Below are 25,668 nucleotides of genomic sequence, written 5' to 3'. Positions count from 1 at the left end.
CCCCTCGCATGAACCTTCGACAACGGTATCCGCGTACGAGCGGTTCGCCGCCGCGGCACGACGTCGGCCCGCCCGGAAACAGCTGAACAGGGGCTGTGGACGGGCGGGTTGGGAAGGAACGGTGCCGGGGAAGGGAAATGGCATGTCCACCTCCCACGCGCCTCGTGCGCTTCCGCTTGCCGCTGCCGTCCTGACCGGAACGGTCGCCCTCTACATCGCCCTCGTCGCTTTCGGGAACATCACCGACTTCGGCACCAACCAGGCCTTCGTCCAGCATGTGCTGGCCATGGACACGACGTTCAAGGACGACGACCTGATGTGGCGGGCCGTCACGGACAAGGGGCTGGAGAACACCGCCTACGTCCTCATCATCGTGTGGGAGACGCTGGCCGCGCTGGTGCTGATCGCCGGTACCTGGCTCTGGGTACGCCGTGACGACGTCCGCGCGCGGCGCGTCTCCACCTACGGTCTGCTGATGCTCGTCCTCCTCTTCGGTGCCGGGTTCATCGGGATCGGTGGCGAGTGGTTCTCCATGTGGCAGTCCAAGACCTGGAACGGGCTGGAGGCGGCGACCCGGGTGCTGGTGCTGACGGGGCTCGCGCTCGTGGTCGTCCAGTTGAGCCCCTCGGATCAGGAGGGATAAGGCGCCGCCTCGCGGGCCGCGCGGAGGGCGGCCGTCCACCAGGACAGCTGGTCGAGGAGGGTCCTGGCGTAGCCGGGGGCCGCTGGATCGAGGGGGCGGCCGTCCTGCCACGCGGAGAAGTAGTTCGGGAAGGCCAGGCCGTCCCGGACGGTCACCGCGTGCAACTCCGTGAGCACGTTCTCCAGATGGAGCACCGCGTGTCTGCCGCCGGCCGCGCCGCCGTAGCTGGCGAACGCGACCGGCTTCGCCGTCCACTGGGTGAAGTGCCAGTCGACGGCTGCCTTCAGCGACGCCGGGTAGCTGTGGTTGTACTCGGGGGTGACGATGACGAACGCGTCCGCCATCGCCAGGGCCCTCGTCAGTGCGCTCATTCCGGCGGGGCGGGGGTAGGCGTCGCCCGCGTGCTTCGGTGACTCCGCCGGCAACGTCAGCGGGATCTCGTACGCCGCCAGATCGACGACCTCCACGTCGAAGTCACCGTGCGCGACCGCCTGTTCGGCCACCCAGTCGGCGACCACCCGGCCGAACCGGCCCTCCCGGACGCTGCCCACCAGAATCACCAGCCTGTGCGTGTTGTTGTCCATGGCCGTCAGCCTGCGACCGCGGCACCGGCGCAGCCAGACCGGGCTCAGGCTGGCCCCCGCAGGGCCACGCTGAGGGAACTCCGGTCCGCCTATCCTCGGTCGCATGGGGACACCGTTGGGGGACTTCGTCCGGGCGAAGCGGGACAGTATCCAGCCGGAGGCGCTGGGGTTGCCGGAGCGTGGGCGGCGCCGGTCGCCGGGGCTGCGGCGGGTCGACCTCGCCAACCGGGCCGGGGTGAGCGTGGAGTACCTGACGCGCATCGAGCAGGGCCGGGACCGCAATCCGTCGGTGGCCGTCGTCAACGCCCTGGCGGACGCGCTCAGCCTCGATCCCGCCGAGCGGGCCCATCTGCGCTACCTCGCGAAGATCACCGGCGGTGAGTGCGTCGCGCATCCGCGGCCGGCGCCGCCGCGGCGCGCGGTGCGGCCGGCCGTCCTGGAGACCCTCCGCCTCCTCGAACCCGGCCTCGCCCTGGTCACCAACCGGCTCGGTGACATTCTCGCCCGTACCGGTGCGTACGAGGCGGTGATGGGCGGGACGGGGCTCCTGGACGCCGAGGTACCCAATCTCACCCGGTACGTCTTCACCGACCCCCGCGCGCGGGAGCTCTTCGCCGACTGGGACGCCGTCGCCGACGAGCAGGCCTTCGACCTGTGGCTCGGGCCCTCGGTGGAGAACAGCGAGTGGTTCACGGCGGAGCTGGCACCCGCCGCCGGGGCCGACTTCACCCGGCGGATCAACCGGCACGTGGTTCCGGCCCGTGGGGTCCTGCGGCTGCGGCATCCGTCGGGGGCCGGGCTTCGGCTGCGGCGCGAGACGCTCGATGTCACCGAGGACGCGCAGCAGCTGGTCGTACTCCTGCCCGCCGACGCGGAGACGGCCGAGGCCGTCGAGCGGCTCCGGCGGCCTCAGCGGCTCCGTGCCATCTCCTGACGGTTGTCCGGTCACCGCCACCCCAGGCGGCTACCTGACCACCGTCACCTTGGTGTCCGGCTCCGTACCGAACGTCCACAGGGCCGCGCCGTCCGCCGTGTGCATCCGGATGCCGCTGGTCTGCTTGCCGGCGGCGGGCGGCGGGGAGGAGCCGTCGACCGCGTTGGAGAAGGCGATCGACAGCCCCGACTTGGCCGCGAAGTAGAGGATGTGCTCGATCTGGACGCCGTCCGACCCGGTCGTGGCCGCCAGGGTCTTGGAGATCGTGTAGGTGCCGGGATCGGGGCTGACCGTCCCCGGCCACACCGTGAACGTGCGGGTCGCCTTGTCGCTCGCGTCGACCGTCCACACCCGCTTGGCGCCCAGCGAGTAGACGATACGGCGGCCGGTGCCGGAGGCCGCCGGTACGGCGGGGGCCTTCGTCGGCGCCGGTGACGTGGAGGGGTGGGCGCCCGCCGACGCGCTCGCCGACGGGCGGACCGCGGCGGCCGTGGGGTGCGGCCCCTTGTCAGCCTGTACGGCGAGGAGGACGACGGCCACCGTCGCCCCCGCCGTCAGACCGGTGACCCACACCCAGGAGGGCAGCAGTCGGGCAGCCACGGGTACGCATCTCCTCCGCTGTGAGCGCTCTGAGGCCCCCTGCCTGTTCGCACAGGGGTCGGATCATCGTACTGTGCGCCGCCCGCCCGCCCGACGGCTCAGTCCAGCACCGGCAGCAGCTCCGGCAGGTGCCCGTCGGAGGCCTCCGCCGCCCGCTGCCGCCCCTCGGAGACCGGCCCGTACAGCGTCGTACGCGGCTTCGCCGGGCGCCCGGCGGCCTCGGCCACGGCGACGAGGTCGCGGACCGACTTGTACGAGCCGTACGACGACCCCGCCATCCGCGAGATGGTCTCCTCCATCAGCGTCCCGCCGAGGTCGTTGGCTCCCGAGCGGAGCATCTCCGCCGCCCCCTCCGTGCCCAGTTTCACCCAGCTCGTCTGGATGTTCGGGATGTAGGGGTGCAGGAGGAGCCGGGCCATCGCCGTCACCGCCCGGTTGTCGCGCATCGTCGGGCCCGGCCGGGAGATGCCCGCCAGGTAGACGGGTGCGTTGGTGTGGATGAAGGGCAGCGTCACGAACTCCGTGAAGCCGCCGGTGCGCTGCTGGATGCCGGCCAGGGTGCGCAGGTGGCCCAGCCAGTGCCGGGGCTGGTCGACATGGCCGTACATCATGGTGGAGGAGGACCGGATGCCCACCTCGTGCGCGGTGGTGATCACCTCGATCCAGGTGGCGGCGGGCAGCTTGCCCTTGGTGAGGACCCAGCGGACCTCGTCGTCGAGGATCTCCGCCGCCGTCCCCGGGATCGTGTCAAGCCCCGCCTCCTTCGCCGCGGTCAGCCACTCGCGGATCGACATGCCGGTGCGGGTCGCGCCGTTGACCACCTCCATCGGCGAGAAGGCGTGCACGTGCATGCCGGGGACGCGTTCCTTGACCGCCTTCGCGATGTCGAAGTACGCCGTGCCGGGCAGGTCGGGGTGGATGCCGCCCTGCATGCAGACCTCGACCGCGCCGACGTCCCACGCCTGCTGCGCCCGGTCGGCGACCTGGTCCAGGGAGAGCGTGTAGGCGTCCGCGTCCGTGCGGCGTTGCGCGAAGGCGCAGAAACGGCAGCCGGTGTAGCAGACGTTGGTGAAGTTGATGTTGCGGGTGACGATGTAGGTGACGTCGTCGCCGACGGCGGACTTCCGTACGTCGTCGGCGATCCCGGTCAGCGCGTCCAGCGCCGGGCCGTCCGCGTGGAACAGGGCGAGGGCCTCGGCGTCCGTCAGCCTGGTGGGGTCGTCGGCCGCGGTCGCCAGGGCCGCGCGCACGTCCGTGTCGATGCGCTCCGGCGCCATCCCGGGGGCGGCCGCCTCCCGCAGCGCGCCCCAGTCGCCGTACACCTCGTCGAAGTCGTCGCGCCGGTCGGTCGTACGGCCCTCGGAGTCGATGGCGGTGTGCAGATCGGTACGGCCGGAGGCGACGAAGACCTCCTCCGGCTCCTGCCAGGGATGCCCTTCGACCACCGCGTCCGGCACCGCGAGGCCCGTCTCCGGGTCCGCCAGCGCGGCCACGTGCGGGCGCAGCCGCGGGTCCAGCCAGGGCTCGCCACGACGGACGAACTCCGGGTACACACAGAGCCGTTCCCGCAGCTCGAAGCCCGCGGCCGCCGACTTCTCGGCCAGCTCCTCGATCTGCGGCCAAGGCCGCTCGGGGTTGACGTGGTCGATGGTGAGCGGCGACACCCCGCCCCAGTCGTCGATACCGGCCGCGATCAGCCGCTCGTACTCGCTGTCGACGAGGTTGGGCGGGGCTTGGATGTTGCCCGCCGGCCCCATGACCAGCCGGGCCACCGCCACGGCGGCCACCAGCTCGTCCAGTTCGGCGTCCGGCATGCCGCGCATCGCCGTGTCCGGCTTGGCGCGGAAGTTCTGGATGATCAGCTCCTGGACGCCGTGGTACGACCTGGCCACGCGCCGGAGCGCGAAGAGGGACTCGGCCCGCTCCTCGTACGTCTCGCCGATGCCGATCAGGATCCCCGAGGTGAAGGGGACGGAGGAGCGCCCGGCGTCCTCGAGCACCCGCAGCCGGACGGCGGGTTCCTTGTCCGGGGAGCCGTGGTGCGGCCCGCCGGGCTCGGACCACAGCCGGGTCGCGGTCGTCTCCAGCATCATCCCCATGCTCGGCGCGACCGGCTTCAGCCGCTGGAAGTCGGTCCAGGACATCACCCCGGGGTTGAGGTGCGGCAGCAGGCCGGTCTCCTCCAGGATGCGGATGGAGATGGCCCGGACGTAGGCGATCGTGTCGTCGTAACCGTGCGCGTCGAGCCACTCGCGCGCCTCCGGCCAGCGGTCCTCGGGTTTGTCGCCGAGGGTGATCAGGGCTTCCTTGCAGCCGAGGGCCGCGCCCTTGCGGGCGACGTCGAGGACCTCGTCCGGGGACATGAACATCCCGTGCCCGGCCCGGCGGAGCTTTCCGGGGACGGTGACGAACGTGCAGTAGTGGCACTTGTCGCGGCACAGGCGCGTGAGGGGGATGAAGACGCTCTTCGAGTACGTGATGACACCGGGCCGGCCGGCCTCTTCCAGACCGGCGTCGCGGACCCGGGCGGCGGACGCGGCGAGGTCGTCGAGGGCCGCACCACGCGCCTGGAGCAGGACGGCGGCCTCGGAGACGTCGAGGGCGACGCCGTCCCGGGCGCGTTTGAGGGCGCGACGCATGGAGTTCTCGGTGGGGCCGGTACCGCCGGGGCGGTCGGTGGGGCCGGTTCCGGAGGTCGCGGAAGTCGTCATCCTTCGAGCATACGTAGGGGATCCATGGGTTCGGTGGGGGCGGGGGCACGCGATGCACGGAGGGTGCGCGTGCGCCTGGCCGGCCGGCTGAGAGATCACGTTCTTCGTGGACCGCGCCGCCGTGCACCCTGTGGCGCGCGTCCCAGGGACATCCCAGCGCCGGCGGAGCGTCGCAGGTCGGTGCGGCAACGGCATCCCAGTCTCCCGCGGCCGGTGGTTCTCCTTCTCGGGGCGGGCCGCCGTCAGTAGCTTCCGCCTTGCTCACCGGGCGCCCGGCCGACCGGGCCCGCCAGGCCAGGGACCGGGCCCGCCAGGCCGGGCCCGTCGAGCCGGCCAGGCCTACCAGGCCGACCGGTCCGGCCCGCCCGACCGCCATCCGCACCTCCAGCGAAGGAGACGTTTCGCAGCCATGAGAACTCCACATCGTGTGCACACCGACAAAGCGGCCGTCCGGCATCGGGGCACCATGACCGCGAGACCCGGCTGGAGAGTCAGAGCCGGCGTCTTCGCGGCCACGGCGGCGCTCCTCTCGGCGGGCTCCCTGCTCGGTGCCGTCCCGGCGTCGGCGGCGCCCGCGGCGATCAGGCTGACCTCCTCGTCCTGCCCCGACGAGATCCTGCAGGGCCAGGTGAGCGGCTGCGTCACGGAGTTGCAGAACCTGCTCAACGCCCACGGCGCCGGTCTGACGGTGGACGGCAGTTTCGGGGCGAACACGCTCTACGCGGTGCGCCAGTACCAGGCCTCCACCGCGATCGCCGTGGACGGAAGGGTGGGCCCCCAGACCAAGGCCAAGCTGTACGCGACCGGCGGCTCGGCACCCTCGCCGATCAACCTCAACTCCTCGTCGTGCCCGGCGAACATCGTCCAGGGCGACAAGGGCGGCTGCGTCACCGAACTGCAGCGGCTGCTGCGCCACTTCGGCTACTCGATCGACGTGGACGGCGACTTCGGACCGGCGACGTACAGCGCGGTCCGCAGCTTCCAGTCCGCGAACGGCCTGTCGGTCGACGGCCAGGTCGGCACCAACACCAAGCGGGAGCTCTACGACACCGACGAGTCGCCGTCCACCGCCATGGACCTGCGCTCGGCGTCCTGCCCGTCGAACATCACGGAGGGCATGAGCGGCGGTTGCGTCTCGACGCTGCAGGCCCTGCTCAACGGCAAGGGCCAGCATGTCGACGTGGACGGCCAGTTCGGCCCCCAGACCCTGGCGGCCGTGAAGTCGTTCCAGTCGTCGGCGGGCCTCTCCGTGGACGGCGAGGTCGGCCCCGACACCAAGTCCGCCCTCTACTCGAACATCAGCACCGGCGGCGGCAGCGGCGCACCGTCACCGGTCAACCTCAACTCCAGCTCGTGCCCGAGCAACATCGTCAAGGGCCAGAAGAGCGGCTGTGTCACCGAGCTGCAGAGCCTGCTCAACCACCACGGAGCCGATCTCGCCGTCGACGGCGACTTCGGAGCGCTCACCGAGAGCGCGGTACGGGACTTCCAGGCCGAGAAGGGCCTGTCGGTCGACGGCCAGGTGGGCCCGAACACCAAGGCCGCCCTGTACGGCGCGGTCACCCCGCCGACCTCGACCCCGCCCGGCGGCGGGTACGGCAACATCCTCGCCGTGGCCGAGGCGGAGGCCGGCACGGTCGAGGGCAGCGCCCGGGCGAACAGCTACGGCTCGGCGGTGGGTCTGTCGCTGTCCACCCGCGACTACGCCTGGTGCGCGACCTTCGTGAGCTGGGTGGCCAAGCAGACCGGGGCCAGCTCCTACCGCAACACCTACGTCTCGGGCTGGGTCAAGCAGGCGCGGGCCGGCAACTACCACCTCTCGGTGACGACGAACCCGCAGCCGGGCGACATCGTGGCCTTCGACTGGAACGGGGGCAACGACTACACCGGCGGGCACGAGCACATAGGCATCGTGCGCACGGTGAGCGGCGGCTCCAGCTTCACCACCGTCGAGGGCAACACGAGCAACCCCAACGGCGGTTCGGACGGTGTCTACGTCAAGACCCGCAGCACGAACAGCGGATACGACGTGCTGTTCATCCGGGTCCGCTGACCGGGTGCCCGCAGGCCGGCGGCCGGCCGCGCTCCCTCGGTCACCACACGACGGAGCACGGCCGGCCGGCTCGGCCGACGAGTCGGCACACCCCCCTCAGAGGTACTCCGCACACGCGTCCAGTACCCGAAGGACCTCGGCCTCCCCCGCCGGCGGCAACTGCACCACGACCTCCTCGACACCCAGCTCCGCATAGTGCGCGAGCTTCCCCGGCGTCGGCAGCACCGCATACGGCACCACCTGGAGCGCGGCCGGGTCGCGCCCCGCGTCGGCCCACACCTCACGCAGGACCGGCACCGACTCCGCGAGCCCGCGTCCCCCGATCGGCAGCCATCCGTCGGCGTACTCCGCGATGTGCGCGAACAGCTTCGGCCCCGCCGCCCCGCCGATCAGCGTGCGCGGCCCGGCGACCGGCCCACGCGCCTTCTGCACCGGCTTGGGGAAGGCGAAGGAGGCCCGTACGCTCCCGAACTCGCCCTCGTAGCCGGTCGGTTCGTCCGCCCACAGCGCCCGCATCAACGCCATCCGGTCCCGGCCCAGCGCACGCCGGTCCCGCCACCGCACCCCGTGATCCGCGGCCTCCTCGACGTTCCAGCCGAAGCCGACGCCGAGCGTGAAGCGGCCGCCCGACAAGTGGTCGAGGGTGGCGATCTGCTTGGCGAGGTCGATCGGGTCGTGCTGGGCGACCAGGGTGATGCCGGTGCCGAGGCCGAGCCCCTCGGTGACGGCGGCGGCCTGGCCGAGGGCGACGAAGGGGTCGAGGGTACGGCCGTACTCGCGGGGCAGGTCGCCGCCCGCCGGGTACGGGGTGGCCCGTTCGACGGGGATGTGGGTGTGCTCGGGCAGGTACAGCCCGGCGAACCCGCGTGCCTCCAGCTCACGGGCGAGCCGGACGGGGGCGATGGTCTCGTCGGTGAGGAAGATCGTGACGGCTATGCGCATGCCCCATCTGTACCGGGGGTGGCTCGATATGTCCATACCGACCAGTCGGCATCACACGCCCCGTCTTTCACACAGCTATGCACATGACAGACGGATACCTGTGGATTCCCTTTCCTTCCGTGGGAGTTCACGTCCGGAGGGGAGAGTGAGCGGCATGTGTGAGGACACGCACGGCATCGGCAGACGCGCGCTGATCGTGACGGGCGCGGCCACAGCCCTTACGTTGGGAAGCGTGAGCTTCGCAGCGGCGGACGGTCAGGACCAGGGGGCTCGGAAGACGGCGACGGTGAGCGGCACCCTGCCGCCCGGCTGCCCGGACTTCGTGTACGTACCGGTCGAAGTGCCCACCGGCGTACGGGAGCTCGAGGTCTCCTACACCTACGACAGGCCGGGCGTCCCGGCCGGCACCACGGGCAACGCGCTCGACATCGGCCTCTTCGACCAGCACGGCACCGAACTGGGCGGCAAGGGCTTCCGGGGCTGGTCGGGCGGCGCCCGCACGGAGTTCTTCGTCCGCGCCGACGACGCGACCCCCGGCTACATCCCCGGCCCGGTCGGCGCCGGCACCTGGTACGTCGCCCTCGGCCCCTACACGGTGGCCCCACAGGGCCTGTCGTACGAGCTGACGATCACCCTGACGTACGGCGAACCCGGCACCCCCGTCCACCCGGTCTACCCGCCCTCCCGTGCCAAGGGCCGCGGCCGGGACTGGTACCGCGGCGACTGCCACCTGCACTCCTGGTACTCCGACGGCCGCCGCACCCCCGCCGAGATCGCGGCCCTCGCCCGCGCCGCCGGTCTGGACTTCATCAACTCCTCCGAGCACAACACCCACTCGTCGCACGCCCACTGGGCGGACCAGGCCGGCGACGACCTGCTGATCATGCTCGGCGAGGAGGTCACCACCCGCAACGGCCATGTCGTCGCCCTCGGCACGGAGCCCGGGACCTTCGTCGACTGGCGCTACCGGGCCCGCGACAACCGGTTCGGCCGCTTCGCCCACCAGATCCACAAGGCCGGCGGCCTGGTCGTACCGGCGCACCCGCACGCGACCTGCGTCGGCTGCGCCTGGAAGTTCGGCTTCGGGGAGGCGGACGCGGTCGAGGTCTGGAACGGCCCCTACACCCCCGACGACGAGGTGGCCCTGGCCGCGTGGGACGCCACGCTGGTGGCGTCGGTCCGGGAGAACCGGCAGTGGCTCCCGGGCATGGGCAACAGCGACGCGCACCGGGACCCGGACGCCGTCGGCTCGCCGCAGACGGTCGTCCTCGCCGACGACCTGAGCCGCGAGGCCATCCAGGAGGGCCTGCGCGCGGGCCGCTCCTACATCGCCGAGTCGAAGAACGTGACGCTGAGCTTCACGGCGACGGGCGGCCGCGGCGAGCGGGCGGGCATCGGCGAACGCCTCGCCGTCGCCCCCGACACCCCGGTGACCGTCCGTCTGGAGGCCTCCGGCGTCCCCCGCTGCACGGTCCGCTTCGTCACCGACGAGGGCGTCCTCCTCACCAGCGACCCGCTCCCGGTGGCCGGCTCGGGCGTGGTCGAGTGGCAGACGACCCCGTCGTACGCCGCCTACGTCCGCGCGGAGATCCGCCACGAGACAGCGGCGGGCCCGGTCCCCGGCGCCCTGGCGGCACTGACGAACCCGATCTTCCTGGGGCGGTGAGGTGGCAGCGCCCCGTTAGGGGCGCTGGGGGTGCCCCCGGCCGAAGGCTGGGGGAGGAACTGCGCGACCAGCCACGACGGCGCCGCAGACGGCGGACGGCAGACGCCACATCGCGGCCCCTCCAAGCGAAGCGCTCAGCGGCGGCCGTCCCGCCCGCGCTCGCTGCGCCGCAGTTCGCGCCGCAGTGCGCGCCGCTGCTTTCCCGGCAGGGTGGCGGCCAGCTCGCCCACCGGGGCGACGTCGTGGCAGGCGCCGTCCCGGCCGCCCCGGCACCACCACACCGGTGGTCCAGCCGCGTCCGTCGCGCCCGGGTACCAGTCATCGGCGGTCCCTGCGGGACGGGCGTGCATCCCGAGCTTGTGCTCCCCGCAGAGCGGCCAGACCTGCCAGAGCAGTTCCACGACGGTCTCCTGCGCCGCGTCCGCGACCACGGTCAGCACCGTCGCCTCGTCGTCCGGCTCCGGCGGGTCGCCCTCCTCGGGGTCCCACGCGTTCACCGCCTTGCCCTGCCAGCGGCCGTCGGGCATCGCCACGTAGACCTGCCCCCTGTCGATGCCGCCCGGGGGCAGGGTCTGTCGCATGTCGACCATCAGCACCAGCGGGTCCTGCCCCGGCAGGGTCGCCGTCAGGTCGCGGTTGACCACCGCGAGCGCGGCCTCCAGCTTCGGCCACTCACCGGGCTCGGCCGGCCTGGGCTCCGAGAGCTGCGGCCGGTCGTGGCCAGGGCCGATGCGGTGATACGAGAAGTAGCTCACCGGCGCATCGTGCCATCCGCGCCGAAACTCGCGTGCCCCGGCCGCCGCGCCTCCCTACGCTTCCCGTCATGGACAGCGCCTGGGCCGAGGGGCTCGTCAACGTCGTGGACGTCGAGGCGACCTGCTGGGCCGGCTCCCCGCCGCCCGGCCAGGTCAGCGAGATCATCGAGGTCGGGCTGACCGTCGTCGACCTGGCGGCCGGCGAGCGGCTGGCCCGGCACCGGATCCTGGTGCGGCCCGCCCGCTCCACGGTCAGCGCGTTCTGCACGGAGCTGACCGGTCTCACCCAGCCCGAGGTCGACCGGGGGGTCACCTTCGCCGAGGCGTGCCGGCTGCTGGCGGCCGACCACCGCGCGGGCGCCCGGCCGTGGGCCAGCTGGGGCGACTACGACCGCCACCAGTTCACCCGGCAGTGCCAGGCGACCCGGACGCCGTACCCCTTCAACCGCCGGCACACCAACGCCAAGGCCGCCTTCACCGAGGCGTACGGCCTGCGCAAGCGCCCCGGCATGGCCCAGGCCCTGGAGATCGCCGGGCTGCCGCTCGAAGGCCGGCACCACCGGGGCGAGGACGACGCCTGGAACATCGCGTCCCTCGTGCTTCACCTCTCCGCCCAGGGCCGCTGGCCGGCCGCAGTGGAACACCTCGCCTGACGCCATGGGGGAACTGACGGAACTCGCGGAACGGGTCGCGCTGATCGACACGTGCGTCGAGCCCACCGCCCGGCGGCCGGTGGATCTCACCGACTCCGCTTGACGTTCTTGGTCCGCGGTCGAACGAGGCTCGATCCTGCTTGTGTCGCATTATGCGACTTTGCCGAACGCCTTCCTCGCGGGCTCGGCCTCCTCCAGCGGGACTTCTTTCACCCGTCGCCACCTTCGGCTCGCGCGTCTTCCAGAGCCGTCATGATCTCGGCCGAGTTCCTGATCAGGACGCGGTGCCGATAGGCGCGGACCACCGCCGCAGCGCCTGCGAAGTCACCGGTCGGGGAGGCTCCTACGGCGGATGCCAGCTCCGCTTCGAAGCGCTCGCGATCGCCCGGGAAGCCGTAGCGGCTGAGCGCGCTGCGCAGGTCGTCCACGGTCCGGATCTCCGGGAGGGGCATCGCTCCGCTTCTCAGCATGGCCCTGGTCACCACGCCGCCGCCCCGGCTCCGCACTCCGCCCACATCACCTTGCGGCCCTTCGACGCGCCCAGTTCACGGAGCACCGCCGCGCCCCACTTGTCCGCGCAGGCCCGCACCAGGGGCAGGCCGCGGCCGTGCTCGGCGTCGGGTGGGGGTGGTGGGGCGGGGGCAGTCGAGAAGCCGGGCGGGACATGGGGGTCCGTGTCCCATACGGTCACGCGGAGGCGGCCGTTGTCGGCCGAGCGGAGCCGGAGCGCGTACGGCCCCTTCGTGTGGCAGTGCGCGTTGGCCAGGAGCTCCGCCGCCACCAGTTCCGCGGTCGGGGCCAGCTCCGGGAGCCCGTGCGCGGCGAGGACCAGTCTCAGGGTGCCCCGTGCGATACGCGGTGCGCGTGGATCGTGCGGAAGGTGCAGGGTGTACGCCCAGGGCGGGGATACGGTGGCCATGGAAGTCTCCGGTCGCTGAGGGGAGTTCGACAGATGCCTGGTGTCTGTGCCGTGGCGTCCCACGGTGCGCTTCCAGGCGTGGCGCCTGAGACGAAGATAGGGGCTTCGCAAAGCAGCTTTGCGGGCATTCGAAGGATCTCGGCCTCATCTCCCTCGTGTGAGTGACAGGCTCGCTGTACGTCCGCTAGGAGGAAGCACTCATGACGCCAAGGCCCGCGCCAACGGCCCGACGCGTCCGGCTCGCCACAGAGCTGCGCAAACTCCGCGAGCGGGCGGGCCTGACCTCCACCGAGGCGGCCCAGATGCTCGGTACCAGCTCGGGTCAACTCAGCAACGTGGAGTCGGCCAGGTTCGGAGTGAGCCCTGACCGCGTCCGGGCCATGGCCAACCTCTACTCGTGCACGAACCAGCCCTACGTCGACGCCCTCGCCGACATGGCCGCGCAGAAGACACGCGGCTGGTGGTGGGAGACGTACCGCGAAGTGCTTCCCTCCGGACTGCTCACCCTCGCCGAACTGGAGCACCACGCGACAGCTGTCCGTACCGCCTTCACCGCTCACATCCCGGGCATGCTCCAGACCGCCGAGCACGCCCGGGAGATCTTCAGCAAGGCGATCCCCACTCCTACCCCGCCGGAGGTCGAGCACCGCGTCTCACACCGCATCAAGCGCCAGGACGTGGTGTTCCGTGAGAACCCGAATCCGTACAGCACCGTCATCCACGAAGCCGCCCTGCACATGCGGGTGGGCGGCCGGAAAGTGGCCCGCGACCAGCTCGGGCACCTGATCAGCATGAGCCTGCGGGATCACATCACCCTGCGGGTGCTTCCCTTCGACGTCGGAGCCTTCCCGGGATCAGGCCAGTCCATCAACTACCTGTGCGGGCCCGTGGCGGAGCTGGACACCGTACAACTCGACCAGTTCCACGGTCCCGTACTGCTCGACGCCGAGGCCCACTTGGAGAAGTACCGACGTCTCCTGGACGTCGTCGAAGCCACCGCCCTCAGCCCTGAGAAGTCCCGCGACCTGATCCACGCCATCATCCAGAACATGTGAGGAGTCGGCATGTCCACACACACCTGGCGGAAGTCGTCCTACTGCCAAGAAGGAGAGGCCTGTGTCCACATATCCACCACCCCCGGCTCCCCCGCCACCGTCCGCATAGCCGACGCCGACCCGCCCCGAAGTGTCCTCACCGTCGGTGCCAGGGCCTTCGGCGGTCTGCTCGACATGGTGAAGTCGTCCGGCGGACGGTGACCGTGCCGGGCAGCCGCCGGGATGTGACCGAGATGCGCGCCAAAGGAGCAACGGGAGTCGACGTTGGGCGCCTCCTCACCCACCATCATCCGATCCCTACGGAGAGCGTGCCGTGCGCCCTGTTCCCACCTGCGTCCTCAGCAGCGGCCAAGCCCCCCAGGTCCAGCATGGACACGCCCTGGACTCGTACGTCCAGATCGGCTCTCTGAGCAAGCCGCTCACCGGAACCGTGCTGGCCCGACTGGCTGCGACGGGGGTGCTTCAGTTGGACGCCCCGTTGGAGGAGTTCCTCCCGGTACCGCGGGGTACCGGCATCACCTTGAGGCATCTCGCCCAGCACACCTCGGGACTGCCACGGCTGCCCCCGCACCTGAACCGGCGCGACCCTTACGCCGCCTTCGACGATGCCGCCCTGCACGCCGTACTCCACGGACTGGACACCCTCGCCACCACCGCCCCCGGCCACACCGAGGAGTACTCCAACCTCGGGTACGCCATCCTCGGAGCCGCACTCACCTCCGCCACAGGGATGTCCTACCAGTACCTCCTGAACCACTACGTCCTTGCCCCTCTGGACATCACGGAGGTGACCGGCACTCCTCCGCCGGACAGACGCCTGCACAGCCGCGGGCTGTTCGGCCGCCCACGTCGCCCCTGGACCATGACCGGCGCCATCCTGCCCGCCGGAGGCCTCTGGGCCACCCCGCGGGCCGCCGCCGATCTGGTGGTCGCCCTCCTCGTCGACCGGAAACTGGGAGAGCCCGCCCTGTCCTGGCAGAAGTCCGGCACCGTGCTCTGGCACAACGGCGCCACCGGTGACGCCTCCGTTTTCGCCGGCGCCGTGCCGGACGGCAGATGGGTAGTGGTGCACCGGCTCACCGGACAAGCAGACCGCACCGACCAACTGGGCATCGAGGTCCTGCAGCAGACCGCACCCAGCAACACTGTCGAACTTCAGGACGAGTGAGTCCTACGCGCCGCCGACGGATGCTCAGCGCGGTTCGGGGAGCAGAACAGAAGCTCCTTCGGCGTACATCCCGGCACGCCCCCAGACCCCCACACCGTCGGCCGGGGCCGCAGCCGACGGTGCGGCCCCGGGCCTGGTCAGCGCACCGGCAGCGACCGGGTGTGCTCGATGCGCACGGCGGCCAGGTCCCGCGGGTTCAGGCCGAGCAGCCGCAGCATCGTCGGCGCGATCTGCGTGGTCCGCACCGGAGCGTTGACGCGCACGTCGTGCGGGGTGCCGGCGCCGTAGACGACGAGCGGCACGTCGAGGTCGTCGGCGTGTGCTCCGCCGTGCTCCGCGATCTTGCCCTTGCCGCCGGTGTAGACCACGCCGTACTGGCTGATGCCGAACACGTCGGGCACACGCGAGTCGCCGGGCCGGGCATGGAAGTACCGGGCGGCCTCCGCACCGGCGTACACGGTCTTCAGGCCGCTCGCCGTGAACGTCCTGGCGGCTCCGTCGATGCCGTTGCCGGTGCCGGACCGGGCGAGCAGGTAGGCCTTGGCGAACTCGGCGGCGGCCTGGGAACGGTCGCTGAGCCACAGCAGCATGGCGTCGTCGTCCACGGCGTGGGCGACCAGATCACCGGCGCCGGGGTGAGCGGCCTTCCAGGCGGCGTTCAGCCCGTCGAGCAGCGGCCCGTCGTCGATGCGGGTCAGTGCCTTCGGGTCGGTGGGCGACTGGCCGTGCTTGGAGGAGAGGATGACGGTCGTGCTGCCGTCGAGGCCCCGCTTGCGGATCTCGTCGAGGAACGCCCCGACCTCCTGGTCGACGAAGTCGAGGTTCTTCGCGAGCAGCGGGCCGGGGGTGCCCGGCGTGGTGTAACCACCCGTCAGGCCGTCGGAGACAGGCAGCTTCTGGGCGGTGGACACGGACTGGAAGTTCATCCCGAAGACCGCCGGGACGCCGGTCCTGCGCGAGCCGCTGTGGTCGTACCCGTCGATCTCGTTGAGGACTGCCTTCACCTTGTACGCGTCGTACTGCTCGGTGGCTGCGTTGTCCTTCGTCCAGTCCTGTCCGGCCGGGTAGCCGATGGCCTGGCTGTTGATCTCGGGGGCGAAAAGGTCCTGGATGCCGTCGCCGGACGGCCCGTCGAGGATTTCGTAGGCGACGTGCTTGTCCGACCACGCGGTGCGCAGCCCCGCCTTGCGGGCGACGTCGAAGACCGTGTTCACCTTGAGGTAGGAGTGCGGGTAGACCGGCTTGCAGGTCTTCGGGTCGACGGGCAGCTTCGCCGGGTCGATGAGGCCGGCGGCGTCACCGGTCATGTTCAGGATGCTGCCGGGCAGGCCGGACAGGCCCTGGCCCGCGTCGAGTGAGTTCTGGTTCTTGTCGAGGTCCTCGGTGAGGTCCACCTCGGCGCCCGGCTCGACGCCTGCGCAGTCGGTGGTGCCGGCCGGGAGCAGGGCGTTGCTGTAGGAGTCGTCGTAGTAGACGCCCGTGACGCCCGGGTCCCCGCCGGTCAGCTGTCCCACCATGCCGGGGAAGGAGTCGGACGGGACGGTGGTTCTGGCGTGGGTGTACTCCACGCCCCCGCCGGCCAGGCGGGCGAGCGCGGAACGCGGGTGCCGGGCCACGTACCAGGCCAGGTCGGACTGGTGCAGGCCGTCGACCGACAGCAGCAGGACGTGCCGGGAGCGGGACGCGGGAAAGGCCGAGGCGGGACCGGCTGTCGCGGCGGTCAGACCGCCGACGGCGGCGAGCGCGGCGGCGGCAGCCGCGACAGGACGGAGCGGGTGTCGGAACACGGGGTTCTCCTCGAAACTGTGCGGAGCTTGTGCCCCTGCGGGTGACGCACCGCCATTCGAGAAGGAGAACGTGTACGGAACCGGACCTGCGTACCCGATTCTGTCAAAGAACGTCATGTCGGCGCGCAAAGCCCACCGGCCTGTAGCCCACTTCGGAAACAGAGGAACGATGTCCGACCGCAGATTCCGGATCACCACCGCCTTCCAGCGGTACGTCGCCAATCCGCTGACCCGGCTCATGCCCTTCCAGACACTGCTGGAGACCACCGGCCGCGTCTCCGGGCAGCCGCGGCGGACGCCGTTGGGCGGGAAGCGGGTCGGGGACTCCTTCTGGCTGGTGTCGGAGTTCGGGACGAAGTCCCAGTACGTGCGGAACATCCAGGCCGATCCGCGGGTCCGGGTGCGGATCGGCGGGCGGTGGCACTCCGGCACCGCCCACCTGCTCCCCGACGACGACCCGGTCGCCCGGCTGCGCACCCTGCCCAAGGGCAACAGCATGGCCGTGAAGGCCCTGGGCACACAGCTCCTGACGATCCGGGTCGACCTGACCGACTGAACAGGAGCACCCCGAACACGAGCACCCCGAACACGAGCACCCCGAACACGAGCGCCCCGAACAGGAGCGCCCCGAAGGGGCGCGGGGAACTGCGCGACCAGCCACGACGACGCCGCAGCCGACCGACGGCCTGTCGCGGCGCTTCCAGCGGAGCGGCGGCGTTCAGCTCGCCTTGTAGAACGCGTACGTCGCCGAGTACGGCACCGAGACCTGGTCCGTGCCGGTGCACGCCGCCGCCGGGGCCACGCCGCCCTCCGTGTCCAGGCGCTGGACGTAGGTGACGCCCTCGAACGTGCCGGCGCCGCGGGTGGCCGTGGCCTTCAGGAGCAGCTCGGGTACGGCACCGTCCTTCGCGGAGGTGGCGACCGCGGAGGCGTTGACCGCGCTGCCGTCGACCGTGGAGACCCAGACCGGGCCACGGGAGTGCAGGGCGACCGGGCGGTGGGCGCGGTCCCGCTTGTCGGAGAGGGTGGCGGCGGGCTCCAGGAGCTTCCAGGCGCCGTCCGTGCAGGTGTAGGTCTGCACGCCGTGCGCGGAGTAGACGCCGGTCAGCTTGTTGCCGTCGGGGACGGCGAGCGCGGCGGGGGCGTGGACGGCCGGGAGGCGGGCGGGCTGCGCGGAGTAGGCCTGGACGGCGGTCGTACCCGCCAGCGTTGCGGCGGCCGCGGCGGCGACGGCCGTGGTGGTCAGGGCGATCTTCTTGGCGAGCTTCATGGAGTGGGCTCCAAGGATGTCGTGCGTGTTCCGGGACGGGAGAGCGGCCGGACATCGACGATCCGGAAACCGGCCGTCCCCCTTGTCATGTCCGGACGCTACGGATCCGCCACCGCCTGCGGAGCCGATTGCCCGATCCCTGCCCGCACGGGGCACCACGACGATCCCCAAAGGGCAAGTGAACAGCCCTGGTCGACACCTCACCCCGGCCAGACGATCGCCTGCACCTCGCTGTAGGCGTGCAGGGCGTACGAGCCCACGTCCCGGCCGACCCCGCTCTTCTTGAAGCCCCCGAAGGGTGCCTCCATGTTGCGGCCCACCGTGTTGATGCCGACCCCGCCCGCCCGCAGCCGCCGGGCCACCCGGAAGGCCCGGGCCACGTCCCCGGACCAGACGTAGTCGATGAGGCCGTAGTCGGAGTCGTTGGCGAGGGCGATGCCCTCCTCCTCGTCGTCGAAGGGGATGACGGAGACGACCGGCCCGAAGATCTCCTCCCGCGCCACCCGCATGTCGTTCGTGCAGTCGGCGAGGACGGTGGGCGGCACGTAGAACCCCCGCTCCAGCGGCGGGCGTTCGCCGCCGGCCACCACCGTCGCGCCCTCCTTCCTGCCGAGTTCGACGTACGACTCGACGCGCGCCCGGTGCTCGGCGGTGATCAACGGCCCGACCACCGTGTCCGGCGCGGCCGGGTCGCCCACCCTCAACCGCCCCGCGTACGCGGCCAGTCCGTCCACCAGCCGGTCGTACAGTCCGCGCTGCACCAGCACCCGGGTGGGCGCCGTGCAGATCTGCCCGCTGTAGAAGGAGAAGGTGGTGCCGATCCCGGCCACCGCCGAACCGACGTCCGCGTCGTCGAGGACGACCGCCGCGCCCTTGCCGCCCAGCTCCATCAACTGGCGCTTCATGTCCCGCCCGCACACCTCGGCGATGCGCTGCCCGACGGCCGTGGAGCCGGTGAAGCTCACCATGTCGACGTCGGGGGAGGCCACGGCCGCCTCGCCGACACCGGTCGACCGCCCGGAGACGACGTTCACCACGCCTGGCGGGGCGCCCGCCGCCTCCAGCGCCTCCGCCATCCGGTAGACGGAGAGGGGGTCCTGCGGGGCCGGTTTCACCACCACCGTGTTCCCCATCGCCAGCGCCGGCGCGACCTTGCCCGCCGGGTTGGCCCACGGGTTGTTGTACGAGGTGATGCAGCTGACCACGCCGACCGGCTGACGCACGGCGAGCGCGCCCATCACGCCCGCCTTCCCCATCGGCCCGGCCTCGTTGATCTGCGGCGGGATCGCCCACTCGGCCGGTTCGACGTTCGCGTACCGACGGAACCGGGCCACCGCCACCCCCACCTGCATCGCGCGGGCGGTGCCGGTGGTCGCGCCCGTCTCGGCGCGGGCGAGGTCCGCGTACGGGCCCAGCTGCCCGCGGATGATGTCGGCGGCCCGCCCGAGCACGGCCGCCCGCTCCCCCGCCGGCGTCCGCGACCAGCCCTCGAAGGCCTCCCGGGCGGCCGCGCAGGCGGCCAGCACCTGGTCGCGGGAGGCCTCGGGGGCCCGGCCGACGGTCTCCTCCGTCGCCGGGTCGACGACCTCGTAGTACCCGTCGTCGGGCGCCACCCACCGGCCCCCGACGAACAGCCGCTGCCCGTCCGCCGCGGCGCTCGCCTCGCTCACCGGGTGCTCACCGTCCTGGTGTCCCGCCCGGAGCGCAGCACCCTGCCCGGTACGGCCCCGCTCACCACGTCGTCCCGGATGGCCTCGACGCCGTTGACCCAGACCGCCCGCACCCCGATCGCCTTCGCGTCCAGGCGCGGACTGTCTCCCGGCAGGTCGTGCACCAGGGTGGCCTGGCCGGCGGCGATCCGCTCCGGGTCGAAGAGCACGAGGTCCGCATGCCAGCCCTCCGCGATCCGCCCCCGCTCCCGCAGCCCGAAGAGCCGGGCGGGATCGTCGGTCAGCATCTTCACGGCCTGCTCCAGGCCGAGCAGCTTGCGGCCGCGCAGGCAGTCGCCGATGAAGCGGGTGGTGTACGGCGCTCCGCACATCCGGTCCAGATGCGCCCCGGCGTCCGACCCGCCGAGCATGACGTCCTCGTGCTGCCAGGTCTCGGCGCGCAGCGCCCAGGAGGCGGGGTCGTTGTCGGTGGGCATGGGCCACAGGACGGTGCGGAGGTCGTCGGCGGCGCAGATCTCGACCAGGGTGTGGAAGGGGTCCTGGCCCCGCTCCTGTGCTATGTCACGTACCACCCGGCCCGACAGCCCGGCGTTCGCCTCGCTGTAGGTGTCCCCGATGACGTACCGCCCGAAGTTCGCCAGCCGCCGGAAGACCCCGGCCTCCTTGGACTGGGCGCGCGCCAGCATCTCCGCCCGTACGTCCGGATCGCGCAGCTTCTCGATCCGCTCCGGGACCGGCAGCCCGAGTACGGGCCCCCAGCCGGGGATGAGGTTCAGCGCGCAGAAGGTCCCGAGCGACATGTTCATGGGCGTCAGGATCGGCATGGTCAGCGCCACGACCCTGCCGCCCGCCTTCCGTGCCCGCTCGCTCGCCCGGAGCTGCCGCGGCACCCGCTCCGGCACGGCCGCGTCCACGGTCAGCACGTTCCAGTTCAGGGGCCGCCCGGCCACCGCGCTCATCTCGGCGAACAGTTCGATCTCGGCGTCGCTGAACTGGTCGAGGCAGCCGGCGACGATCGCCTCGATCTGCGTCCCCTCGTGCTCCCCGACGGCCTTCGACAGGGCCAGCAGCTCGGCGGGGAGCGCGTGCCGCGAGGCGACCGGCTGCCCGTCGCCGTCGGAGTGGGTGCTGGACTGGGTGGTGGAGAAGCCCCACGCCCCCGCGTCCATGGCCTCGTGCAGCAGCCGGACGATCTCGGCGAGCTGCTCCTCGCTCGGCTGCCCGCCCACCGCGTCCGCCCCCATCACGTACCGGCGCAGCGCACAGTGCCCCACCATGAACCCGGCGTTGACGGCGATCCGCCCTTCGAGCGCGTCCAGGTACTCCCCGAAGGAGTTCCAGCTCCAGGGCGCCCCCTCCTCCAGGGCGACCAGCGACATGCCCTCGACCTTGGACATCATGCGGCGGGTGTAGTCCGCGTCGCCGGGGCGTCCCGGATTCAGGGGCGCGAGGGTGAACCCGCAGTTCCCGGCGGCGACGGTGGTCACCCCGTGGTTCAACGAAGGTGTCGCGTACGGGTCCCAGAAGAGCTGGGCGTCGTAGTGCGTGTGCGGATCGACGAACCCGGGCGCGAGGACGAGCCCCGTGGCGTCCTCGCTGGTCCGGGATTCCTCGGTGACGGTACCGACGACGGCGATACGGCCGTCACGGATACCGACGTCGGCGGTGAAGGCGGGCGCGCCGGTCCCGTCGACAACGGTCGCGCCCTTGATGACGTGATCGAGCATGTGGCTCACCTCTTGGTATGCGGCAGGACTGCTTACCCAGGGGCGCGGGGAACTGCGCGACCAGCCACACACGACCCGCACCCGCCTACGACGCTCAAGCCCCCTGACGGAACCGCGTGGTCCGGTGAACGGGATCCGTGTCGATCTTCGGAATCACGTGCTCCCCGATCAGCCGGATCGTCTGCAGCGTCTCCTCCTTCGGCACCCCCACCGGCAACCCGAAGCTCAGCTGATCCGCCCCGGCCTGCTCCCACCGCTTGCACTGCCGCAGCACCTCGTCGGGGTCACCGCAGATCAGCAGCTCCTCCTCGACCAGCAGCTCCACGAACTCCGGCGTGTACTCCGGCAGCGTCTCCGGCCACACCGGGAACCCCTCGGGCCGCGGGAAGGTGTCGTGGTACCGGAACACCAGGGACGGCAGGTAGTGCAGCCCGCCGGACGCGGCGATCCGGATCGCCTCGTCGTGCGTGGGCGCGCAGATCGCCGTCGTCGTCACCATGACGTTGTCGTTGACGAAGTCCCCGACCGGCTCGGCGTTCACGATCGCGGTCTTGTACTGCTCGAGGACCCACTCCATGTCGGAGACCTTCTGGATGCTGAACCCGAGCACCCCGAGCCCCTTCTTCGCCGCCATGGCGTACGACGGCGGTGACCCGGCCGCGTACCACATCGCGGGGTGCGACTTGCCGTACGGCTTCGGCAGCACCTTGCGCGGCGGCAGCTGCCAGTGCTTGCCCTGGAAGCCGACGTACTCGTCCTGGAGCCACATCTTGGGGAACTCGGCGATGGTCTCCTCCCAGATCTCCTTGGTGTAGTTCATGTCGGTCACACCGGGGATGAACCCGAGGATCTCGTGGGAGCCTGCGCCGCGTCCGCTGCCGAACTCGAAGCGGTTGCCGGTGAGATGGTCGAGCATGGCGACCTTCTCGGCCACCTTGACGGGGTGGTTGACCTGGGCCAGGGGGTTGAAGATCCCGGAGCCGAGGTGGATCCGCTCGGTGGCGTGGGCGAGGTAGCCCAGGTAGACGTCGTTGGCGGAGAGGTGGGAGTACTCGTCGAGGAAGTGGTGCTCTGAGGCCCAGGCGTACTTGAAGCCGGACTGGTCCGCCTGGATGACGTACTCGGTCTCCTCCATCAGTGCCTTGTGCTCGGCCAGCGGGTCGGTCTCGGCTCGCTTGCCCACGTATCCCTGTACAAAGAGCCCGAATTCCAAGGCGGTTCACCGTCCCATATTTCCTGACGCTCCGTCAGATACCGTTCGTTGGCCGACTGTCGCACCGGCCGCCTCCACCGTCAATAGCTGACGAGCCGTCAGATGACGCTGACCCCCGCCAGCCATCCCCCGTCGATCACGAACGGCTGCCCGGTGATGTACGAGGAGTCGTCCGAGGTCAGGAAGAGCGCCAGCCTGGCCACCTCCTCCGCCCGGCCGATCCGGCCCAGCGGCACGAGCTTGCGGTACAGCTCGTCCAGCGCGCGGCTCATCTCCGCCGGGTCGGCGGCCGGGTCGAGCCGCGCCGGGTTGGACATCGCGGTGTCGATGGCGCCGGGGCAGATCGCGTTGACGCGTATCCGCCGGTCGGCGAGTTCCAGCGCGGCGACCCGGGTGAGCCCGAGCACCGCGTGCTTGGTGGCCGCGTAGGTGCCCACCGCGGCCATCCCGGTCAGCGCGGTGTAGGAGGCGGTGTTGACGATGGTCCCGCCGTCGTCGAGCTCGGGCGCCACCGTCTTCATGCCCAGGAAGCAGCCGACCTGGTTGACCTGCACGACCTGCATGAACTCGTCGAGAGGCGTGTCCACGAGCGCGTTGAAGCGCAGGATGCCGGCGTTGTTCACCAGCCCGTCGAGACGGCCGTACGCCCTCTTCGCGGCGGCGACGGCGGCCTGCCACTCCTCCTCCACCCCCACGTCCAGGTGGACGTAGTGCGCCCCGATCTCCTTGGCGAGGGCCTCGCCCAGGTCGTCCAGCACGTCGGCGACGACGACTCTCGCGCCCTCCGCGACGAAGAGCCGCGCCTCCTGCTCGCCCTGTCCGCGCGCCGCCCCGGTGACGATGACGACCCGCCCGTCCAGCTTGCCCATGCCACTCCCTCAGGTCAGAAGGGGCGCGACGTCCGCCCCGAACGCCGCGATCTGATCGATGAGTTCGGCCCGGCTCCGGCTGCGGAACCGCACCTGGATCTGGTGCACGCCCATCGCGCCGTACGCCCGCAGCGACTCGGCGAGGGCCTCGGGGGCACCGCTGAGGGTGCGGCGGCCGACCTCCCAGCCGGGCGTGCCGACGTACAGCGGCTCGGTGATCGCCCCGACCGTGATCGGCTCCTCGACGCCCGCCTCCGCGCGCAGCCGCAGCAACCGTTCGATCTGGGCCGGGAGCCGGTCGCGCGGGTCGCCCTGCGGCAGCCAGCCGTCCCCCTTGAGCGCGGCCCGCCGTACCGCGGCCGGCGACGACCCGCCGACCCAGACCGGCACCCGTTGCTGCGCGGGCCGGGGCCGCTGCCCGAGCCCTTCGAAGTCGTAGAACTTCCCGTGATGGGTGGGGAACTCGTCCGCCCCCAGAGCCGCCCGCAACGCGTCGATCGCCTCGTCCAGCACGGCCCCGCGCTGCCCGAACTCCACCCCCAGCACCTCGAACTCCTCCCGCACGTGCCCGGCGCCGACACCGAGGACCAGGCGGCCGCCGGAGAGGTGGTCGAGGGTCGCGTACTGCTTGGCGGAGAGGAGCGGGTGGCGCAGCCCGACGACGGCGACGTGGCTGAGCAGCCGGACCCGTTCGGTCACCGCGGCCAGGTGGGCGAGGGTCGCCACCGGGTCGTACCAGACCGTGCTCATGGCCTCGGCCAGCCGGTGCGGGATCGCCACGTGGTCGCAGACGGCGAGGTAGGCGAAGCCGGCCCGGTCGACGGCCCGCGCGATCTCGACCAGGTCCGCGGCGCCCGCCCCGGCCTCCCAGCCCTCGGCGTAGATCGTGGACTGGGACTGGACCGGGAGCTGGATGCCGTGGTCGAGGGTCACCGGGGACCGCCCCAGAGGCCGTCCGCCGTCAGCCCCAGCAGCTCGATCGCGTTCCCGCGGACGATCCGCTCGACCACGTCGCCGGCCAGGTGGCCCATCTGGGCCTCGCCGACCTCCCTCGACTTCGGCCAGGTGGAGTCGGAGTGCGGGTAGTCGGTCTCGTAGAGCACGTTGCCCAGACCGATGGCGTCGAGGTTCTTCAGGCCGAAGGCGTCGTCGAAGAAGCAGCCGTAGACGTGCTCGGCGAAGAGCTCGGAGGGCGGCCGGTGCACCTTGTCGGCGACTCCGCCCCAGCCCCGGTTCTCCTCCCACACGACGTCGGCGCGCTCCAGGATGTAGGGGATCCAGCCGATCTGGCCCTCGGCGTACATCACCTTCAGGTTCGGGAAGCGCTCGAACTTGCCGCTCATCAGCCAGTCGACCATCGAGAAGCAGCAGTTGGCGAAGGTGATGGTGGAGCCGACGGCGGGCGGCGCGTCGGCCGAGGTGGAGGGCATCCGGCTGCTGGAGCCGATGTGCATGGCGACGACCGTGCCGGTCTCGTCGCAGGCGGCCAGGAAGGGGTCCCAGTCGTCGGTGTGGACGGAGGGCAGCCCGAGGTGCGGGGGTATCTCGGAGAAGGCGACGGCGCGGACGCCGCGGGCCGCGTTGCGGCGGACTTCGCGCGCCGCCAGCTCGGCGTCCCACAGGGGGATGAGGATGAGCGGGATGAGCCGCCCCTGGGCCTGCGGGCCGCACCACTCCTCCACCATCCAGTCGTTGTAGGCCTGGACACAGAGCAGGGCCAGCTCGCGGTCCCCGGCCTCGGTGAAGGTCTGCCCGCAGAAGCGGGGGAAGGTCGGGAAGCAGAGCGCGGACTGGACGTGGTTGACGTCCATGTCGGCGAGCCGCTGCGGCACGTCGTACGACCCCGCCCGCATCTGCTCGTACGTGATCACTTCGAGCTTGATCTCGTCACGGGAGTAGCCGACGGCGGTGTCGAGGCGGGTGAGGGGGCGGTGCAGGTCCTCGTAGATCCACCAGTCGCCGATGGGGCCGTCCTCGCCCGGCCTGCCCATGACCGGCTTGAACCGGCCGCCGAGGAAGCTCATTTCCTTCAGCGGGGCCCGGACGATGCGCGGGCCGACGTCCAGGTACTTCTTCGGGAGGCGGGACTGCCAGACGTCCGGCGGCTCCACGGTGTGGTCGTCGACGGAGATGATCAGCGGAAAGGTGCCGTCCTGGGTGTCCATGGCGCTCACGGTAGCGCCGATCTGACGAACCGTCAGCTATGGGGTGACGGTTCGTCAGGCCGGTGCGGCGCACTCGGTCTCCGCGTTCGCCGAACCCGGCACGGAGGACGCCGACCGACCCGCGGAAACGTTCCGCCAGGAGTCGGGCCTGCTGACGGCGGCCGTCGCCGTGTGAAGACCGTGTGGACCACCGCGTGTCGCCCTGTGATCGGCGTCTCCCCAGGCTGACGCAACCCGCCCGGACAAGGCAGACTGACGGGGTGAAGCGGGATGTCTAGGGGGAC

25 protein-coding genes are annotated in these 25,668 nt (G+C 71.5%); 10 read left to right on the top strand and 15 right to left on the bottom strand.

Annotated features, from left to right (window positions below):
• Window positions 1-142: 142 nt before the first annotated feature.
• The gene (locus tag ACZ4UV_RS34835) at window positions 143-643 is read left to right on the top strand and encodes a DUF2165 domain-containing protein (RefSeq protein ID WP_451016707.1); all 501 of its coding nucleotides are present in this window, start codon (window positions 143-145) and stop codon (window positions 641-643) included.
• On the opposite strand, the gene ACZ4UV_RS34830 is transcribed toward ACZ4UV_RS34835, so the two are convergent.
• Window positions 631-1,227, bottom strand: a complete 597-nt coding sequence (locus tag ACZ4UV_RS34830) for an NADPH-dependent FMN reductase (protein WP_390041846.1) — start codon at window positions 1,225-1,227, stop codon at window positions 631-633. The genes ACZ4UV_RS34835 and ACZ4UV_RS34830 overlap by 13 nt on opposite strands.
• Window positions 1,228-1,330: 103 nt before the next feature.
• On the opposite strand from ACZ4UV_RS34830, the gene ACZ4UV_RS34825 reads away from it, so the two are divergent.
• Window positions 1,331-2,161 carry a helix-turn-helix domain-containing protein gene (locus ACZ4UV_RS34825; protein WP_451016708.1) on the top strand — a complete coding sequence of 277 codons (831 nt, stop codon included), beginning with the start codon at window positions 1,331-1,333 and terminating at the stop codon, window positions 2,159-2,161.
• 30 nt (window positions 2,162-2,191) lie between these two features.
• Here ACZ4UV_RS34825 and ACZ4UV_RS34820 read toward each other — a convergent pair whose 3' ends face one another.
• The gene (locus ACZ4UV_RS34820; protein WP_451016709.1) at window positions 2,192-2,761 is read right to left on the bottom strand and encodes a hypothetical protein; all 570 of its coding nucleotides are present in this window, start codon (window positions 2,759-2,761) and stop codon (window positions 2,192-2,194) included.
• A gap of 98 nt (window positions 2,762-2,859) precedes the next feature.
• Window positions 2,860-5,472, bottom strand: a complete 2,613-nt coding sequence (locus ACZ4UV_RS34815) for a bifunctional FO biosynthesis protein CofGH (RefSeq protein ID WP_467843410.1) — start codon at window positions 5,470-5,472, stop codon at window positions 2,860-2,862.
• A gap of 466 nt (window positions 5,473-5,938) precedes the next feature.
• Here ACZ4UV_RS34815 and ACZ4UV_RS34810 point away from each other — a divergent pair, with 466 nt between their 5' ends.
• Complete coding sequence (locus ACZ4UV_RS34810) at window positions 5,939-7,525, top strand: peptidoglycan-binding protein (RefSeq protein ID WP_467843407.1); 1,587 nt, start codon at window positions 5,939-5,941, stop codon at window positions 7,523-7,525.
• A gap of 96 nt (window positions 7,526-7,621) precedes the next feature.
• Here the strand turns inward: ACZ4UV_RS34810 and ACZ4UV_RS34805 are convergent, their stop codons facing one another.
• Window positions 7,622-8,467 carry an LLM class F420-dependent oxidoreductase gene (locus ACZ4UV_RS34805; protein ID WP_451016712.1) on the bottom strand — a complete coding sequence of 282 codons (846 nt, stop codon included), beginning with the start codon at window positions 8,465-8,467 and terminating at the stop codon, window positions 7,622-7,624.
• A 154-nt stretch (window positions 8,468-8,621) separates the two neighbouring features.
• Here ACZ4UV_RS34805 and ACZ4UV_RS34800 point away from each other — a divergent pair, with 154 nt between their 5' ends.
• The gene (locus ACZ4UV_RS34800) at window positions 8,622-10,133 is read left to right on the top strand and encodes a CehA/McbA family metallohydrolase (protein ID WP_467843403.1); all 1,512 of its coding nucleotides are present in this window, start codon (window positions 8,622-8,624) and stop codon (window positions 10,131-10,133) included.
• A gap of 134 nt (window positions 10,134-10,267) precedes the next feature.
• Here the strand turns inward: ACZ4UV_RS34800 and ACZ4UV_RS34795 are convergent, their stop codons facing one another.
• Window positions 10,268-10,888: a hypothetical protein gene (locus ACZ4UV_RS34795; protein ID WP_451016714.1), complete on the bottom strand. Its 621-nt coding sequence runs from the start codon at window positions 10,886-10,888 to the stop codon at window positions 10,268-10,270.
• Window positions 10,889-10,956: 68 nt separating this feature from the next.
• Here ACZ4UV_RS34795 and ACZ4UV_RS34790 point away from each other — a divergent pair, with 68 nt between their 5' ends.
• Entirely contained in the window at window positions 10,957-11,541 is a 585-nt protein-coding gene (locus ACZ4UV_RS34790) for a 3'-5' exonuclease (protein WP_451016715.1), read from the top strand.
• Between the two features lie 209 nt (window positions 11,542-11,750).
• Here the strand turns inward: ACZ4UV_RS34790 and ACZ4UV_RS34785 are convergent, their stop codons facing one another.
• Entirely contained in the window at window positions 11,751-11,993 is a 243-nt protein-coding gene (locus ACZ4UV_RS34785; protein ID WP_451016716.1) for a hypothetical protein, read from the bottom strand.
• 26 nt (window positions 11,994-12,019) lie between these two features.
• The gene (locus ACZ4UV_RS34780) at window positions 12,020-12,460 is read right to left on the bottom strand and encodes an ATP-binding protein (protein ID WP_451016717.1); all 441 of its coding nucleotides are present in this window, start codon (window positions 12,458-12,460) and stop codon (window positions 12,020-12,022) included.
• 200 nt (window positions 12,461-12,660) lie between these two features.
• Here ACZ4UV_RS34780 and ACZ4UV_RS34775 point away from each other — a divergent pair, with 200 nt between their 5' ends.
• From ACZ4UV_RS34775 to ACZ4UV_RS34765, 3 genes are all read left to right on the top strand, one after another.
• Window positions 12,661-13,515 (top strand): Scr1 family TA system antitoxin-like transcriptional regulator, encoded by an 855-nt coding sequence (locus ACZ4UV_RS34775; protein ID WP_467843398.1) that lies wholly within the window; start codon window positions 12,661-12,663, stop codon window positions 13,513-13,515.
• Window positions 13,516-13,524: 9 nt separating this feature from the next.
• Window positions 13,525-13,716, top strand: coding sequence for a DUF397 domain-containing protein (locus ACZ4UV_RS34770; protein WP_451016719.1), 192 nt, complete (start codon window positions 13,525-13,527; stop codon window positions 13,714-13,716).
• A 112-nt stretch (window positions 13,717-13,828) separates the two neighbouring features.
• The gene (locus tag ACZ4UV_RS34765; RefSeq protein ID WP_467843394.1) at window positions 13,829-14,683 is read left to right on the top strand and encodes a serine hydrolase domain-containing protein; all 855 of its coding nucleotides are present in this window, start codon (window positions 13,829-13,831) and stop codon (window positions 14,681-14,683) included.
• A gap of 137 nt (window positions 14,684-14,820) precedes the next feature.
• Here the strand turns inward: ACZ4UV_RS34765 and ACZ4UV_RS34760 are convergent, their stop codons facing one another.
• The gene (locus ACZ4UV_RS34760) at window positions 14,821-16,470 is read right to left on the bottom strand and encodes an alkaline phosphatase family protein (RefSeq protein WP_451016721.1); all 1,650 of its coding nucleotides are present in this window, start codon (window positions 16,468-16,470) and stop codon (window positions 14,821-14,823) included.
• Between the two features lie 169 nt (window positions 16,471-16,639).
• Here ACZ4UV_RS34760 and ACZ4UV_RS34755 point away from each other — a divergent pair, with 169 nt between their 5' ends.
• Window positions 16,640-17,026, top strand: coding sequence for a nitroreductase/quinone reductase family protein (locus ACZ4UV_RS34755; RefSeq protein WP_388922271.1), 387 nt, complete (start codon window positions 16,640-16,642; stop codon window positions 17,024-17,026).
• A 162-nt stretch (window positions 17,027-17,188) separates the two neighbouring features.
• On the opposite strand, the gene ACZ4UV_RS34750 is transcribed toward ACZ4UV_RS34755, so the two are convergent.
• The 7 genes from ACZ4UV_RS34750 to ACZ4UV_RS34720 all read right to left on the bottom strand — a co-directional run bounded on the left by ACZ4UV_RS34750 (window position 17,189) and on the right by ACZ4UV_RS34720 (window position 25,384).
• A complete protein-coding gene (locus ACZ4UV_RS34750) occupies window positions 17,189-17,740 on the bottom strand; it encodes a DUF3455 domain-containing protein (protein ID WP_467843389.1) in 552 nt (183 codons plus the stop codon).
• 200 nt (window positions 17,741-17,940) lie between these two features.
• Entirely contained in the window at window positions 17,941-19,410 is a 1,470-nt protein-coding gene (locus ACZ4UV_RS34745; protein WP_467843386.1) for an aldehyde dehydrogenase family protein, read from the bottom strand.
• Window positions 19,407-21,137: an N-acyl-D-amino-acid deacylase family protein gene (locus ACZ4UV_RS34740; protein ID WP_451016724.1), complete on the bottom strand. Its 1,731-nt coding sequence runs from the start codon at window positions 21,135-21,137 to the stop codon at window positions 19,407-19,409. The genes ACZ4UV_RS34745 and ACZ4UV_RS34740 overlap by 4 nt, the downstream gene beginning before the upstream one ends.
• A 94-nt stretch (window positions 21,138-21,231) precedes the next feature.
• The gene (locus tag ACZ4UV_RS34735; RefSeq protein ID WP_351702659.1) at window positions 21,232-22,350 is read right to left on the bottom strand and encodes an LLM class flavin-dependent oxidoreductase; all 1,119 of its coding nucleotides are present in this window, start codon (window positions 22,348-22,350) and stop codon (window positions 21,232-21,234) included.
• Window positions 22,351-22,448: 98 nt separating this feature from the next.
• Window positions 22,449-23,219: an SDR family NAD(P)-dependent oxidoreductase gene (locus ACZ4UV_RS34730; RefSeq protein WP_451016725.1), complete on the bottom strand. Its 771-nt coding sequence runs from the start codon at window positions 23,217-23,219 to the stop codon at window positions 22,449-22,451.
• A 9-nt stretch (window positions 23,220-23,228) separates the two neighbouring features.
• Entirely contained in the window at window positions 23,229-24,152 is a 924-nt protein-coding gene (locus ACZ4UV_RS34725) for an LLM class F420-dependent oxidoreductase (RefSeq protein ID WP_451016726.1), read from the bottom strand.
• Window positions 24,149-25,384 carry an amidohydrolase family protein gene (locus ACZ4UV_RS34720; protein ID WP_451016727.1) on the bottom strand — a complete coding sequence of 412 codons (1,236 nt, stop codon included), beginning with the start codon at window positions 25,382-25,384 and terminating at the stop codon, window positions 24,149-24,151. The genes ACZ4UV_RS34725 and ACZ4UV_RS34720 overlap by 4 nt, the downstream gene beginning before the upstream one ends.
• Before the next feature lie 43 nt (window positions 25,385-25,427).
• Here ACZ4UV_RS34720 and ACZ4UV_RS34715 point away from each other — a divergent pair, with 43 nt between their 5' ends.
• Entirely contained in the window at window positions 25,428-25,559 is a 132-nt protein-coding gene (locus ACZ4UV_RS34715; protein ID WP_451016728.1) for a hypothetical protein, read from the top strand.
• Window positions 25,560-25,668: the final 109 nt, after the last annotated feature.

It is taken from the genome of Streptomyces sp. NPDC028289 (assembly GCF_055565975.1).
The sequence above is the reverse complement of the archived record's forward strand: the minus strand, read 5'-3'. Positions and strand labels throughout refer to the sequence as shown.

Excerpts from the sequence above, each read along its gene's own strand:
- ACZ4UV_RS34835 (WP_451016707.1), top strand. The coding sequence starts at position 143 with ATGTCCACCTCCCACGCGCCTCGTGCGCTTCCGCTTGCCGCTGCCGTC.
- ACZ4UV_RS34830 (WP_390041846.1), bottom strand. The coding sequence starts at position 1,227 with ATGGACAACAACACGCACAGGCTGGTGATTCTGGTGGGCAGCGTCCGG.
- ACZ4UV_RS34825 (WP_451016708.1), top strand. The coding sequence starts at position 1,331 with ATGGGGACACCGTTGGGGGACTTCGTCCGGGCGAAGCGGGACAGTATC.
- ACZ4UV_RS34815 (WP_467843410.1), bottom strand. The coding sequence starts at position 5,472 with ATGACGACTTCCGCGACCTCCGGAACCGGCCCCACCGACCGCCCCGGC.
- ACZ4UV_RS34810 (WP_467843407.1), top strand. The coding sequence starts at position 5,939 with ATGACCGCGAGACCCGGCTGGAGAGTCAGAGCCGGCGTCTTCGCGGCC.
- ACZ4UV_RS34805 (WP_451016712.1), bottom strand. The coding sequence starts at position 8,467 with ATGCGCATAGCCGTCACGATCTTCCTCACCGACGAGACCATCGCCCCC.
- ACZ4UV_RS34800 (WP_467843403.1), top strand. The coding sequence starts at position 8,622 with ATGTGTGAGGACACGCACGGCATCGGCAGACGCGCGCTGATCGTGACG.
- ACZ4UV_RS34790 (WP_451016715.1), top strand. The coding sequence starts at position 10,957 with ATGGACAGCGCCTGGGCCGAGGGGCTCGTCAACGTCGTGGACGTCGAG.
- ACZ4UV_RS34785 (WP_451016716.1), bottom strand. The coding sequence starts at position 11,993 with ATGCCCCTCCCGGAGATCCGGACCGTGGACGACCTGCGCAGCGCGCTC.
- ACZ4UV_RS34780 (WP_451016717.1), bottom strand. The coding sequence starts at position 12,460 with ATGGCCACCGTATCCCCGCCCTGGGCGTACACCCTGCACCTTCCGCAC.
- ACZ4UV_RS34775 (WP_467843398.1), top strand. The coding sequence starts at position 12,661 with ATGACGCCAAGGCCCGCGCCAACGGCCCGACGCGTCCGGCTCGCCACA.
- ACZ4UV_RS34770 (WP_451016719.1), top strand. The coding sequence starts at position 13,525 with ATGTCCACACACACCTGGCGGAAGTCGTCCTACTGCCAAGAAGGAGAG.
- ACZ4UV_RS34755 (WP_388922271.1), top strand. The coding sequence starts at position 16,640 with ATGTCCGACCGCAGATTCCGGATCACCACCGCCTTCCAGCGGTACGTC.
- ACZ4UV_RS34750 (WP_467843389.1), bottom strand. The coding sequence starts at position 17,740 with ATGAAGCTCGCCAAGAAGATCGCCCTGACCACCACGGCCGTCGCCGCC.
- ACZ4UV_RS34740 (WP_451016724.1), bottom strand. The coding sequence starts at position 21,137 with ATGCTCGATCACGTCATCAAGGGCGCGACCGTTGTCGACGGGACCGGC.
- ACZ4UV_RS34730 (WP_451016725.1), bottom strand. The coding sequence starts at position 23,219 with ATGGGCAAGCTGGACGGGCGGGTCGTCATCGTCACCGGGGCGGCGCGC.
- ACZ4UV_RS34720 (WP_451016727.1), bottom strand. The coding sequence starts at position 25,384 with ATGGACACCCAGGACGGCACCTTTCCGCTGATCATCTCCGTCGACGAC.